The 13741-nt window shown below is 56.3% G+C and carries 14 protein-coding genes and 2 rRNA genes; 11 read left to right on the top strand and 5 right to left on the bottom strand.

The genetic code is table 11. The features are described from left to right. The first annotated feature begins 239 nt into the window (after window positions 1–239). A 23S ribosomal RNA gene (locus tag GZH91_RS04905) occupies window positions 240–3326 on the top strand. Window positions 3327–3457: 131 nt separating this feature from the next. Continuing rightward, a 5S ribosomal RNA gene (gene rrf, locus GZH91_RS04910) occupies window positions 3458–3571 on the top strand. A gap of 109 nt (window positions 3572–3680) precedes the next feature. Here rrf and GZH91_RS04915 read toward each other — a convergent pair. Both GZH91_RS04915 and GZH91_RS04920 read right to left on the bottom strand, forming a co-directional pair. Next, entirely contained in the window at window positions 3681–4484 is an 804-nt protein-coding gene (locus GZH91_RS04915; RefSeq protein ID WP_147071558.1) for an anti-sigma factor family protein, read from the bottom strand. After that, on the bottom strand, window positions 4481–5002 hold the full coding sequence (locus tag GZH91_RS04920; RefSeq protein WP_147071560.1) for a sigma-70 family RNA polymerase sigma factor: 522 nt from the start codon (window positions 5000–5002) through the stop codon (window positions 4481–4483). Before GZH91_RS04920 ends, GZH91_RS04915 begins: the two co-directional genes overlap by 4 nt. A gap of 206 nt (window positions 5003–5208) precedes the next feature. Between GZH91_RS04920 and GZH91_RS04925 the strand changes: the two genes are divergently transcribed. The 6 genes from GZH91_RS04925 (at window position 5209) to GZH91_RS04950 (ending at window position 10216) form a co-directional block, all read left to right on the top strand. Next, the gene (locus GZH91_RS04925; protein WP_147071562.1) at window positions 5209–5637 is read left to right on the top strand and encodes a nuclear transport factor 2 family protein; all 429 of its coding nucleotides are present in this window, start codon (window positions 5209–5211) and stop codon (window positions 5635–5637) included. Between the two features lie 185 nt (window positions 5638–5822). Then, window positions 5823–6260, top strand: a complete 438-nt coding sequence (locus tag GZH91_RS04930) for a DUF305 domain-containing protein (protein ID WP_147071564.1) — start codon at window positions 5823–5825, stop codon at window positions 6258–6260. 19 nt (window positions 6261–6279) lie between these two features. Further along, window positions 6280–7728, top strand: coding sequence for a YncE family protein (locus GZH91_RS04935; RefSeq protein WP_223264507.1), 1449 nt, complete (start codon window positions 6280–6282; stop codon window positions 7726–7728). Between the two features lie 198 nt (window positions 7729–7926). Further along, window positions 7927–8715, top strand: coding sequence for an extracellular solute-binding protein (locus tag GZH91_RS04940; protein WP_147071566.1), 789 nt, complete (start codon window positions 7927–7929; stop codon window positions 8713–8715). A gap of 240 nt (window positions 8716–8955) precedes the next feature. Continuing rightward, complete coding sequence (locus GZH91_RS04945) at window positions 8956–9879, top strand: histone deacetylase family protein (RefSeq protein ID WP_147071568.1); 924 nt, start codon at window positions 8956–8958, stop codon at window positions 9877–9879. Window positions 9880–9955: 76 nt separating this feature from the next. After that, on the top strand, window positions 9956–10216 hold the full coding sequence (locus GZH91_RS04950; protein ID WP_147071570.1) for a hypothetical protein: 261 nt from the start codon (window positions 9956–9958) through the stop codon (window positions 10214–10216). 117 nt (window positions 10217–10333) lie between these two features. Here GZH91_RS04950 and GZH91_RS04955 read toward each other — a convergent pair whose 3' ends face one another. Genes GZH91_RS04955 through GZH91_RS04965 form a run of 3 tightly spaced genes read right to left on the bottom strand, consistent with a single transcriptional unit; the run spans window position 10334 to window position 11818 of the window. After that, a complete protein-coding gene (locus tag GZH91_RS04955) occupies window positions 10334–10729 on the bottom strand; it encodes a YqaA family protein (RefSeq protein WP_147071572.1) in 396 nt (131 codons plus the stop codon). Between the two features lie 27 nt (window positions 10730–10756). Next, window positions 10757–11494: a hypothetical protein gene (locus GZH91_RS04960; RefSeq protein ID WP_161984175.1), complete on the bottom strand. Its 738-nt coding sequence runs from the start codon at window positions 11492–11494 to the stop codon at window positions 10757–10759. 54 nt (window positions 11495–11548) lie between these two features. Further along, complete coding sequence (locus tag GZH91_RS04965) at window positions 11549–11818, bottom strand: hypothetical protein (RefSeq protein WP_161984176.1); 270 nt, start codon at window positions 11816–11818, stop codon at window positions 11549–11551. A gap of 100 nt (window positions 11819–11918) precedes the next feature. On the opposite strand from GZH91_RS04965, the gene prfB reads away from it, so the two are divergent. The 3 genes from prfB to GZH91_RS04980 all read left to right on the top strand — a co-directional run bounded on the left by prfB (window position 11919) and on the right by GZH91_RS04980 (window position 13741). Continuing rightward, a protein-coding gene (gene prfB / locus GZH91_RS04970) for a peptide chain release factor 2 (RefSeq protein ID WP_147071579.1) occupies window positions 11919–13023 on the top strand; the annotation gives its coding sequence in 2 pieces (ribosomal slippage) (window positions 11919–11999 and window positions 12001–13023; 1104 coding nt in all). Between the two features lie 48 nt (window positions 13024–13071). Further along, the gene (locus GZH91_RS04975; protein WP_161984177.1) at window positions 13072–13311 is read left to right on the top strand and encodes a type II toxin-antitoxin system Phd/YefM family antitoxin; all 240 of its coding nucleotides are present in this window, start codon (window positions 13072–13074) and stop codon (window positions 13309–13311) included. After that, window positions 13298–13741 (top strand): type II toxin-antitoxin system VapC family toxin, encoded by a 444-nt coding sequence (locus GZH91_RS04980; RefSeq protein WP_147071582.1) that lies wholly within the window; start codon window positions 13298–13300, stop codon window positions 13739–13741. Before GZH91_RS04975 ends, GZH91_RS04980 begins: the two co-directional genes overlap by 14 nt.

The raw sequence follows: 13741 nt of genomic DNA on the forward strand, positions 1-13741 counted from the left end.
CAGGTGTAAAGTGCGCGCGCTTTAGACCTCACTCTTTATGAGTGGAGCTGTTCTTTAAAAAATCGGAAGAAGTAAAGTGTTTATTGCCGGCCGGGCAGCGAGAGATCGCTACCTGAAGGGCGGTAGACAATGGGTTTTGATTGTATCGACCGGTTCAGGCTTAGTCGGCCTGGATCGGGTAGCAAACGCTTATTAACCTGTAGCTTTTATGCTCTCGCGAGAGAGGCTTAAGGTTATAGGGTCAAGCGACTAAGTGCATGTGGTGGATGCCTTGGCGATTACAGGCGATGAAGGACGTTGCAGCCTGCGAAAAGCTGCGGGGAGCTGGCAAGCAAGCTTTGATCCGCAGATATCCGAATGGGGAAACCCACCCGCAAGGGTACCCTGAGCTGAATACATAGGCTCAGAGGAGCGAACCGAGCGAACTGAAACATCTAAGTAGCTCGAGGAAAAGAAATCAACCGAGATTCCGCAAGTAGTGGCGAGCGAACGCGGAACAGCCTGCAAGATTTAGCGCACACGTTAACAGAACAGCCTGGAAAGGCTGGCCAGAGAGGGTGATAGCCCCGTACGTGAAAACCTGTGTGTGGAACCAAGCTTGCGACAAGTAGGGCGGGACACGAGAAATCCTGTCTGAACATGGGGGGACCATCCTCCAAGGCTAAATACTCGTAATCGACCGATAGTGAACCAGTACCGTGAGGGAAAGGCGAAAAGAACCCCGGGAGGGGAGTGAAATAGATCCTGAAACCGCATGCATACAAACAGTGGGAGCCCCTGCACAAAGAGTCTTCGGGGTTCTTTCGAGGAGCGCGCAGCGCGACTCAAAAGAACTTAAAGATGAAATAGATCTTTGGGCAGGTAAAGAACCCGGAGGGTTCTTCGTGCAGGGGTGACTGCGTACCTTTTGTATAATGGGTCAGCGACTTACGTTCAGTAGCGAGCTTAACCGAATAGGGGAGGCGTAGGGAAACCGAGTCTGATAAGGGCGATAGTTGCTGGGCGTAGACCCGAAACCAGATGATCTATCCATGGCCAGGATGAAGGTGCGGTAACACGCACTGGAGGTCCGAACCCACTAATGTTGAAAAATTAGGGGATGAGCTGTGGATAGGGGTGAAAGGCTAAACAAATCTGGAAATAGCTGGTTCTCTCCGAAAACTATTTAGGTAGTGCCTCAAGTATCACCTTCGGGGGTAGAGCACTGTTATGGCTAGGGGGTCATCGCGACTTACCAACCCATTGCAAACTCCGAATACCGAAGAGTGCGAGCTTGGGAGACAGACATCGGGTGCTAACGTCCGGTGTCAAAAGGGAAACAACCCAGACCGCCAGCTAAGGTCCCAAAGACACAGTTAAGTGGTAAACGATGTGGGAAGGCATAGACAGCCAGGATGTTGGCTTAGAAGCAGCCATCATTTAAAGAAAGCGTAATAGCTCACTGGTCGAGTCGTCCTGCGCGGAAGATGTAACGGGGCTCAAACTGTGCACCGAAGCTGCGGATATGCATGCTCCTTTAAGGGCATTTAGGGCGAAAGCTTGTCGCACGCAGTGCGACAAAGCGTTCCCCAAAGTTGCGTTAAAGGGCTGACAAGTGCGTTTAAAGGAGCATGCATATGGTAGGAGAGCGTTCTGTAGGCCGTTGAAGGTGAGGTGAGAACCTTGCTGGAGGTATCAGAAGTGCGAATGCTGACATGAGTAGCGATAAAACGGGTGAAAAGCCCGTTCGCCGAAAGCCCCAGGTTTCCTGTGCAACGTTCATCGGCGCAGGGTGAGTCGGCTCCTAAGGCGAGGCTGAGAAGCGTAGTCGATGGGAAACAGGTTAATATTCCTGTACCGGCCTTGAATGCGATGTGGGGACGGAGAAGGTTAACTCGGCCAACTGTTGGAATAGTTGGTTTAAGTGTGTAGGCAGATTCCTTAGGCAAATCCGGGGGGTCAATGCCGAGGCATGATGACGAGGTGCTACGGCACTGAAGTGAGCGATACCCTGCTTCCAAGAAAAGCCACTAAGCTTCAGTTCAAGGACGACCGTACCGCAAACCGACACAGGTGGGCAGGGTGAGAATCCTAAGGCGCTTGAGAGAACTCAGGAGAAGGAACTCGGCAAATTAACACCGTAACTTCGGGAGAAGGTGTGCCCTTATTATGTGAAGCGACTTGCTCGCGGAGCAGAACGGGGTTGCAGTGAAAAGGTGGCTGCGACTGTTTAATAAAAACACAGCACTCTGCAAACACGAAAGTGGACGTATAGAGTGTGACGCCTGCCCGGTGCTGGAAGGTTAAGTGATGGGGTGCAAGCTCTTGATCGAAGCCCCAGTAAACGGCGGCCGTAACTATAACGGTCCTAAGGTAGCGAAATTCCTTGTCGGGTAAGTTCCGACCCGCACGAATGGCGTAACGATGGCCACACTGTCTCCTCCTGAGACTCAGCGAAGTTGAAGTGTTTGTGAAGATGCAATCTACCCGCGGCTAGACGGAAAGACCCCATGAACCTTTACTGTAGCTTTGCATTGGACTTTGAACATACTTGCGTAGGATAGGTGGGAGGCGTTGAAGCGGTATCTCCGGATATCGTCGAGCCACCCTTGAAATACCACCCTGGTGTGTTTGAGGTTCTAACCTGGGTCCATTATCTGGATCGGGGACCGTGCATGGTGGGCAGTTTGACTGGGGCGGTCTCCTCCCAAAGCGTAACGGAGGAGCACGAAGGTATCCTAGCTACGGTCGGAAATCGTAGCGATAGTGCAATGGCAAAAGGATGCTTGACTGCGAGACTGACAAGTCGAGCAGGTGCGAAAGCAGGTCATAGTGATCCGGTGGTTCTGTATGGAAGGGCCATCGCTCAACGGATAAAAGGTACTCTGGGGATAACAGGCTGATTCCTCCCAAGAGTTCACATCGACGGGGGAGTTTGGCACCTCGATGTCGGCTCATCACATCCTGGGGCTGTAGCCGGTCCCAAGGGTATGGCTGTTCGCCATTTAAAGTGGTACGTGAGCTGGGTTTAAAACGTCGTGAGACAGTTTGGTCCCTATCTGCCGTGGGCGCTGGAAATTTGAAGGGACCTGCTCCTAGTACGAGAGGACCGGAGTGGACGGATCTCTGGTGTACCGGTTATCACGCCAGTGGTATCGCCGGGTAGCTAAATCCGGAAGAGATAAACGCTGAAAGCATCTAAGCGTGAAACTCGCCTTGAGATGAGATTTCCCGGGGGCTAGACCCCCCTGAAGGGTCGTTCGAGACCAGGACGTTGATAGGCTGGGTGTGGAAGTGCAGTAATGCATTAAGCTTACCAGTACTAATTGCCCGTGAGGCTTGACCCTATAACCTTAAGTGAAGTAACAAGCTTAGGTTAATACAGCGCAGTACAATCAAAACACGCAACACCCCTTTACTTCTTCCCGATTCCGGGCGTTGGTTGACCTCAAAATCACCCGCGTCCGAACAGCTTACGTCTGACGACCATAGCGTCCTGGAACCACCCCTTCCCATCCCGAACAGGGCCGTGAAACGGGACAGCGCCGATGATAGTGTGGATTACCCATGTGAAAGTAGGTCATCGTCAGACTCCTCTACCCAAAACCCCCAGGTGAATAACCCGGGGGTTTTTTATTTTTGCGCCAACACAATTTCTGATGCTCCTGCCCTCTCCAGCAGGAGGCCATGAGGAGTTGTGGTCAACCGCCCAGCTGTTGATATACCGAGTTGGCCACATTCAACAAAGTGGCGCGCGGCAAATCCCCTGACAGCGCATAGCCCCAGTCCAGATCGACCCAATAAAACGTGGCGATGCCATCCTGCTCGGCAAAACGGAACGCCGTTTCTGGCGTGGGTTGCGCCATGCCGCGCAGATACAGTGTGATGCGCTGACCTGCCGAGTTTTCATACATGAATTGCGCAGCCGGTTTATTGACTTCGCCCGGCAGCAGGCGTCCGCCCACCAGACTGAACCCGGTGTTTTCCAGGTTGGGTACCTTGAGCTGGCGCCCCAGCCGTTTGGACAACCAGGTCACCAGTTGCTGTTGCTGGGCCGAATAGATTTCAACCGGCCGGCGCACATCGGGCACATAGGCGGTATGGGCCACCGCAGCCTGATGCACAAAACGCGGCAAATCAATCCCGCTGTTCTCCAAAGCCACGTTGGCCGACATGCCCGGCGTGTGGGCAAGGTACTGCCAGGTGCCGGCACTACCGACCGCCAGCCCTATCAACACCGATGCGGCGATACTCGTCACCCTGGCCCACGCAGAACCGGTCTGACGCCGTGAAGCGAGGAGTCGCAGAGGTATGGGCTCGGTCAACACCGGCTCGTAGTGGGCGCGCAATGCCTGGCGCTGCGCGCGCATCCCGGCGACGCGTTCAGCGGTAAGCGGATCGGACGCGATGAGCGCCTCGACTTGCGGGCGCCGTTCGGCATCCAGTTGCCCATCGACGCAGGCCATCAGATCGTCCAGCGTAACGGGCTGTGCATGTGCCTTCATTTCACCACCTTTAGTCCAACCCGGTGCTCGGGCAATATTGTGCCATCCATGAACTCCTTTAGCCGCTGCCGCGCACGGGCCAGACGCGACATCACCGTGCCGACCGGAATGTCGAGGGTCTTGGCGGTCTGGACATAGCTGAAATCTTCCAGCGCCACCAGCAACAGCACTTCACGCAATTCAGGAGATAGCCGGGACACTGCCGCCGCGATGTCCAGCCCCTCCAGCCGCTCCGACTGGGTTGCGCGGGTGGCAATCTCCGGCATATCGTCCAGCGAGGCATACGGGGCGCGATTTTTAAGTTGCGTCACCTGGCTCACGAACAGGTTATGCATGATGGAAAACAGCCAGGGACGCAGCTCCGACCCGATTCGCCACAAGTGCCACTTGGCATAGGCGCGTTCCAGGGTGTCCTGTACCAGGTCATCGGCGTCGTCCGGGCGGCCTCCGGTCAGGGCCCGGGCGTAGCGGCGCAGACTGGGAATGTGGTCGACGATCGGATGTTTGAATAGCGGCATGGGTTCAGACCAAGCTTGAAAAAGAGGACGCGGCAGTATGTAATTTATTTCCCATATACAGTCACTCGAAGCGGTTTATTCCATAGCGGCGGAAATATTTCTGTCATCCAAAAAATAATAATGAAACGGGAGAATAAAACGCAGCGTGTGACTGTATACGTCAGGGTAGCACTCATGTCGATCAACCAAACAGAAGGAGTACCCACATGCTGAAAAAAATCCTGTCCGCAACCGCCGTCAGCTTCGCCATCACCACTTCCGCACTGGCCGCGCCCGTGGACGACGCCCAGGCACACTTTAACGCCATCGCCGCCGGTGATGTGGCGGCCATCATGCAGCAGTATGGGGCACAACCCATCCTGGAATGGGTCGGTGGTCCGCTGGACGGCACGTATGTCGGTGCCGACAAGGTGCGCGAGACCTGGGGGAAATTCACCAAAGGCAGCCCGAATCTCAAGGCAAGCGTCGGCAAGATGGAGGAATCGGCGAATCCGAAGGGCGCCACTGTCACCGCCAATGTCGTGTTTCAGGGACAGAATGCAATCAAGGTTCGCTATGTGCTGACCTACCGCGAAGGCAAGATCGTCAACGAAATCTGGCAAATCGATCCGAAACTGGCCGTCGCTGCCTATTGAACCCGAGGCGCAGACGGACATGATCCTCTTTGCCAGGTTGGACGAGCGGGACACAGCGACTCGGGGACGCCAAGTGCGGGCAGGCGCACTCGCTCTCGGTATGACTGGCGCTCAATCAAGCTCATCGCTACAACAACTTATGACCCCGTTGAGCGAATTCATTAATTTTCAAGGAGCAGGATCGAATGCAATCGTTGAAAAATCATAACCGCGTGCATCGCCTGTCAGCCGGGCTGCTATCGGTTTTGCTGTGCACTGCAGGCGCCACTGCGTCTGCGCAGGAGGCGCATCAGCACCATGGCACTGCCCCCAGTCACGCACCGGCTCCCTTTGTTGCCAGCACGAGCAAATCCTTTTCAATCCTGATGGACGACGCAATGAGCGTGATGGATTACGGAATGGCCCATGCACCCATGAATGGTGACCCTGACCACGACTTTTCCACCATGATGATTCCCCATCACCAAGGCGCCATAGACATGGCCAAGGCCGAGCTGCTTTACGGCAAAAATCCAGTATTGCGCAGACTGGCGCAGGAGATCATCGTGACCCAGGGATCCGAAATTACAGTGATGCAGATGGAACTCAAAAAGCATGCTTCCGGCAAATCTGCCAAACCTTGACTTACACAGGAGCACTATCATGAAGTTGTCCCAAATATACATGGCCTCTCTGGTACTCATGCCAGCACTGTTCTCCCCGGCTTTCGCCGGGCAAGCTCCCGGTGCTGCCAATGCCCCGGATATCCCCATCAGTTCACGCGACCGGGTCTATTTAAGTGATCAAACTTCCAATACCGTTTCCGTCGTCGACCCGGCCAGTGAAAAGCTGTTGGGCGTTATTCGTCTCGGCGACCCGACCCCCGGCAATCTGAGTCCGCTTTACAAGGGCCAGCTCCTGGTGCATGGCATGGGATTTTCTCCTGACCATCGCACCCTCGACGTCGTCTCAATCGGCTCCAACTCGGTTGCTTTCATTGATACCGCAACCAACCGCGTCAAGCACATCAGCTATGTCGGACGCTCCCCGCACGAGGCGATGTTCACACCGGACGGGAAAGAAGTCTGGGTCACCGTCCGTGGAGAAGACTATATCCAGGTTCTCGACGGCAAAACTTACCAGCCGATCCGCCGCATCACGGTTCCCAATGGCCCGGGCATGACGATTTTTTCGCCGGATGGCAAATATGGCTACGTGGTGTCGAGCTTTACCCCGGAAATGGTGGTCATCAATACCAAAACCCACAAGATCGTTGGCCGCGTGAAGCAGGCCTCACCTTTCAGCCCGGATGTTGCCGCGACTCCTGACGGCAAGCAGGTCTGGTTCACGCTCAAAGACATCGGCAAAACCCAGGTGGTCAACGCCAAGCCACCGTTTAACACACTCGCCCTGCTGGATACCGGCCCCATTACCAACCACGTCAATATCGTGCGCAACGCGCAAGGCCAGTTCGCTTACGTCACCATCGGCGGACTCAGTGAGGTCAAGGTATTTACCACCTCGGATCATCCTGAGCTGGTGGCGACGATTCCGACCGGCGAACTTCCACACGGGCTCTGGCCTTCGGGTGACGGCACGCGGATTTACGTCGGGCTGGAGAATGGCAATGGCGTCGCGGCGATCGATACCACAAGCAACAAAGTGATTTCGACTATCCACACCGGTCAAGCCCCCCAAGGCATGGTCTACCTGCCGAACGCAGTTCCAAATGGTCCTGGCACCGAGAACCTGTCTCCAATCGGCACATCCGGCGATGCCGTACATTTGACGCTGGCTTCATCCGGGGCAACAAAAGCCGAGACCACGGTGACCGTCAACAACCAGGGGCTGATCGACGCCCTCGAAGCAGGCGTCACCGGTCTGGTGCCGAAAAAGCCCTATATGTTGGCGTTTTCCGATAATGCTGACGGTTCGGGCAGCCTTGAACCCGTGGCGAAGTTCATGACCAATCCCGCCGGTGCACAAATCGTCGTTGCAATCGGACCTCTACGTAAAGCGGTAGAGGGTAAGGGCGCTGGTCCGCGTCGTTACCTGGTGATTGCACCGATTACCGATGACAAGCCAGGTACACCGGTGCAGGTGCAACGCTAAACGCACTTGCGGGCGTTTTGTAGACAAGCCATATGAGAACAAGCAGACAGCTCGCGCGACAGCACAAGCTGTCTGTTTTCAGTCCATCAGGAATTTGCAAGTAAAAATCCGCTGGGCTGATATCGTCCACGGTTAATGCGCTCATTACTTTTGAACACAGCAACATCAACCGTATTCAACATTTTTGGTGCCTTCAGCATGTTCTCATTCAAATCCATCATCTTCAGCAACTTGCGTGCAGTCGCCTTTTTTGCAGCGATTGTGCTCTCCCAGTCGACGCTGGCACAGGAAACGCTATTCGTCTATGGCCCTGGCGGTCCCGCCCCGGCCATGAAAGAAGCGGCTGTCGCCTTTGAAAAAACCACGGACATAAAAGTGGAAGTCACCGCCGGTCCCACGCCTAAATGGCTGGACAAGGCGAAGAACGACGCCGATCTGATTTTTAGCGGCTCGGAGACGATGATGACTGATTTTGTCTATGCCATGGACGGCCAGCTTTCCCATCAGCAAGTCACACCTTTGTACCTGCGACCCTTGTCCATCCTGGTGAGGCCCGGCAACCCCAAGCACATCAAGGGCGTGAAAGACATCCTCAAGCCTGGCGTGAAAGTGTTGGTAGTGAATGGCGCGGGCCAGAATGGCGTCTGGGAGGACATGGCCGGACGCAAGGGTGATATCAAGACCGTCAGCGCACTGCGCCGCAATATCGTCGCCTATTCCAAAAACAGCGCCGAAGCCAAGCAGACCTGGATTGACAACAGGGGCATCGACGTCTGGCTGATCTGGAATATCTGGCAGGTGGCCAATGCGCAATTAGCCGACATCGTGCCGGTTGAGCGTGACTACGCAATCTATCGTGATACCGGCATTGCCATCACCAAGCGTGCCGAAAACAAGCCGTCAGCCAAGGCTTTTGTCCATTTCCTGGAATCGCCTGCAGGTGCAAAAATATTCGCCAGATGGGGCTGGGAAACCGGCCGGAAATAAGTCATCTCTTCAATCACAATATCCACGGGCCTGCAGTCGCGCAAACCCGTGGATTTGTTCAGAGCAGCCCTTCGTGATTACGTTAGCGCCATGGATGGTCGGATCACTAGCCATGAGCAGGACCAGGCAAGGACTGGCCAGCGAACCATCGGCTAAACCGGTTATCAAAATGGCGGATTGAAATGCGGCACTGATTGGTACAGTATTCATGACCATGCGTCATAGGACAGGGTACGATTCATGCTGACCGCCATCCTCTCTCACCCCGCCTGCGCCAGACACGCCATGGGACCGCTTCACCCCGAGAGTCCGGCCCGGCTCACTGCCATAGAGGATGAGCTGATTGCCGCCCGGCTGCAGGATTTTCTGCGTTATTGCGACGCACCGCGCGCCACCCTGGAACAGTTGTTACGGGTACACTCGGCGGCGTATCTGGACCAGATAGAGGCCAGTGCGCCTGTCGCCGGTCTGACCAGGCTCGATCCCGACACCGCGATGAATTCCTATTCTCTGGAAGCCGCCCTGCGTGCGGCAGGCGCGGCAGTCATGGCTACCGATATGGTGATGGGAGGCGAGGTGGACAACGCCTTCTGCAATGTGCGCCCGCCCGGTCACCATACCACCCGCGACCAGGCCATGGGCTTCTGCATTTTCAACAACGTCGCCGTCGGCGTCGCCCATGCCCTAGTTCAATACGGCTTGCAGCGGGTGGCTATCGTCGACTTCGACGTGCACCATGGCAACGGCACCGAGGACATTTTCCATGACGATCCGAGTGTGATGTTGTGCTCCACCTTCCAGCACCCGTTCTACCCGCACAGCGGCGCTGCTTCCGGCAACAGGCACATCATCAACGTGGCGCTGCCGGCAGGCATGGATGGCGCCGGATTTCGCGCGGTCTTCAGGGCACGATGCCTGCCCGCGCTGGAACAGTTTGCGCCGCAGATGGTGTTCATCTCGGCCGGCTTCGATGCTCACCGCGAGGACGACATGGCCGGGCTGAATCTCGTTGCGGCGGATTACGCATGGGTGACGCAACAGGTTAAAACCATCGCGCAGAAATACGCCCATGGCCGCATCGTTTCCACACTGGAAGGCGGCTACGCCCTGCCCGCGCTTGGTCGCAGCGCCGCCGCCCATATCCGGGTGCTGGCGGGACTATGAGTCGCGCTACTTCACTCCGAATCTGAACTATATTATAGAAACCTGATGCCACTGTCGCAACGAGAAAGGAAGCTATATGGATACGCGCGAGGAAATGCAGAAAATTCTGGATAGTCTGGCCCGGCAACGTGATGAACTGATTGTCCAGGCCCATCTGGCCAAGCTGGAAGTCATGGAAGAATGGGAAAACATGGAAAGCAAACTGGCGCAACTGCGTGCCAAGGCCAGCCAGGTGAGTGACTCCGCAGAAGACACCGCCCGGGACGTCAAGGCTGCTGCCAAGCAGTTAGCGGATGAAATCGCTCGGGGTTACGACAGGATACGCAAACTGTTTTGAAGTTGGTTAATCCTGGAAAAAGCAGTTAATCACGGGGAACCAGGAAGGTAAAATCCAAGACGCCTCCCCGGACCTGATTTTTGCCTTTGACACTTGTCTGCCCGTTTGTCTGCTGGATTAGCTGGCGGCGTAAGCAATTACCCAGTAGCGCGCGAATTTGCCAATTGCCATATACAGCGCGGCCTGCCACGGATTGAGGCGCAGCCAGCCAGCGGCAAGGCACAGCGCATCGCCGATCAGGGGAGCCCAGGCAAGCAGTAATGCCGGCGTGCCATGGCGGCGCACTTTCTCCACGTGTTTGAGTCGCCTGGTTTGCGGTACCAGCCAGCCCATGCCGAAGCTCACCATACCGCCTAGCGTGTTGCCCAGTGTGGCGACGCCGAGGGCGGTCCACAGGGTTGCCGGGTAAGCTTTAAGCACACCGAACAGCACCGCTTCCGAGCCCCCCGGCAGCAGCGTCGCCGCGAGGAAGCTGCTGGCAAATAATGAAAACAGGCTGGCGGTTTCAGTCATTCAGCAGGATTAAAGATGGGGCGGTTTTCAGAAGCGCCTGCCGAGGGCAAACAGTGTCATTCGATTGCCGGTGAAATTGACATAAGGATCATAGGCCGCACGCACAAACCAGGGCGCGTAATCGTCAGTCAGGGTGATACCGCTACCCACAACGGTATTGCCTGCAGTGCGCTGTCCACTTTTGTGGGACAGATCAAGTGTGAGCCGCTGCTTTCCGGCAAACGCGCGGCGCGCTATCAGATGGGTGACGCGCTGCCCCGTGCCCAGCCGGTCGTCCCTGACCATGTATAGCGACAGTTCGGTATTGCGGATCGCCCGCGTGCCGGCACCGAGCGTAATGGCATCGTTCGGGTCGAAATTGAGGTTGTAGTAGTCGCGCAGATTGGTGCGGCCAAAGCCGACAATGGCAAAAGTGTCGCCGCCGATTTCTGCATTCGCCGCGCCCCCCCAAAATCCGCGCGAGGCCGCCTGGGCGGATAGGACCAGACGCACAGCACCAAGGCCAGTATGGTTCTCATAACCTGCTCTAGCCTGCTGGAAACCCAGCCGGTCACGGTAGTAGCCAATCCAGCCGACATTATCACCGTAATTGGCGCGCAGGTTGAGGTCAGCCGCATTATTGCCGTCGCTGATGCGGTAATAGGAAGGGGTGAGCTTGAATGCCAGCGACGGCGCGCTTATTTCAGGAGTGGACTGCGCAAGCGCATTTGTCGCCAGGAACAGGCTCATCGTGGCCACAGGCAAGATGGAAAAACGGATTTTCATGCGACGCTAGCGCTCGTTGTTTTGCATTCTCTCATTCCATTCCGGCAAAACCACTTACCCCGCCAGCCCCCTTTTCAGCAACTCCGCCACCACCTCATTCAAGCCCATCTGGCGTGTCAGAGCGAGCTTCTGAATCTGTTGCACCAGTTCACTGTTGAGCTTCACCGCAAACGGCACCAGACCCTGAGCCTGGTCGAGTTTGCGCTGCTCGCGCCGATCCGGCAGGGCGCTGGCCGCGCCGCCAAAACGGCCGGGGATGCCGGCTTGTTTCATCTGGCCGTTGATTTTCAGTCCCTGGTTTTTGTACAGGTCGGTTTTTTTCATGGTGCGCGTCCTTCATCAATTGAGGAGCTTATTCTACGCGTGAAGGCAATAGTACAAGAATGATATAATTTGCCGTTTTTCAGCGCCTTATACAAACATCATGGAAGCAGAACGCCTCAATCAGATCGATGCCACCCTGTCCGACCTGGTGCGCCGCACCGCCGAACTTCGGGGGTATCTTTGACTTCGATACCAAGCTAGGCCGCCTCGAGGAAGTCAACGTGCTGGCCGAAGACCCGGCCATCTGGAACGACCCGAAACGCGCCCAGGAATTGGGGCGCGAGAAAAAATCCCTGGAAAACGTGGTGCTCACGCTGCAAAGCCTGGATCAGGGTCTGCGCGATGCGCGCGACCTGTTCGAGATGGCACGCGAGGAGAACGACGACGCCACGCTGGAAGCGGTGGGCGAAGACACGGCGAAGCTGGAACAAACAGTGGAGGGCATGGAGTTCCGCCGCATGTTCGCCAACCCGATGGACTCCGCCAACTGCTTCATCGACATTCAATCCGGCGCGGGCGGCACCGAGGCGTGCGACTGGGCGTCCATGCTGCTGCGCCAGTATCTGCGGTACTGTGAGCGCAAAGGTTTCAGGAGCGAGGTAATGGAAGTCTCCGACGGCGACGTGGCCGGTATCAAATCCGCCAGCATCAAGGTGGACGGCGAATACGCCTACGGTTTTTTGCGCACCGAAACCGGTGTGCACCGGCTGGTGCGCAAATCGCCATTCGACTCGTCCGGTGGCCGCCATACCTCGTTCGCCAGCGTGTTCGTCTACCCCGAGGTGGATGATTCGATCGAGGTGGACATCAACCCCGCCGACCTGCGCATTGACACCTACCGCGCCTCCGGTGCAGGCGGCCAGCACATCAACAAGACCGATTCGGCGGTGCGCATTACGCACATCCCCACCGGCATCGTGGTGCAGTGTCAGAACGACCGCTCGCAGCACAAGAACCGCGCCGAGGCGATGTCCATGCTCAAATCGCGCATGTACGAAGCCGAACTGCGCAAACGCCAGGCCGAGCAGGACAAGCTCGAAGCCGGCAAATCCGACGTCGGCTGGGGGCACCAGATCCGCTCCTACGTGCTGGATCAATCACGCATCAAGGACCTGCGCACCAACGTGGAAATTTCCAACACCCAGAAAGTGCTCGACGGCGATCTGGACGAATTTATCCAGGCCAGTTTGAAGCAGGGCGTATAGCAAAACATGTGTCACACTGCTACAATATGTGACACACAGGAGCGCCCAATGAAACAACTCAGCATCCGCGAAATTCGTCAGGACTTGCCCCGCATCGACGAACTCCTCGCCACGGAAGGCGAAGTCATTGTCACCCGCCGCGGCAAGCCGGTTGCACGCCTGCTGCCGCTGGAGCCTGCCGTCCCGCCGCGCAAGTTGCCGTCGCTAAAATGGCTGCGCGACAAAATTCCGTTCCAGGAAATACCCAGCGAAGTACTGATTCGAGAAGACCGGGATGCCCGCGGCTGAGTCCTATCTGGACACCAGTGTTCTCATCAAGCTGTATGTACCCGAAGTATTTTCAGCCGAGGCAGAGCATTTCATATCAGGGGTCGAACGGCCGGTTATCAGTCGCCTGGGTGTATTGGAGTGGCACTGCGCCATGGCGCGCCGTCAGCGCTCTGGCGCGTTTCCGGACTCCTATCTGAAGGCGGCGCGCCAGGAATTTACCCGCCATCTGGCCGGGGGTTATTTCCTGGTTCAAACTTTTGGCGATGCCCGGTTCATAGAAGCGCTGGAAATTCTGGAGGCGGTCAAACCCATCCCGTTACGCACTTTGGATGCATTGCATCTGGCTGCAGCACGCGCCGCAGGTTTGAAACATATTGCTACTGCTGACAAAGTCATGGCCGATGCCGCCCACAAACTGGGTATAACCGTAGCAACTTTTTTTGCTTGA

This window comes from Sulfuriferula plumbiphila, from assembly GCF_009938015.1.
Taxonomy (GTDB): domain Bacteria; phylum Pseudomonadota; class Gammaproteobacteria; order Burkholderiales; family Sulfuriferulaceae; genus Sulfuriferula; species Sulfuriferula plumbiphila.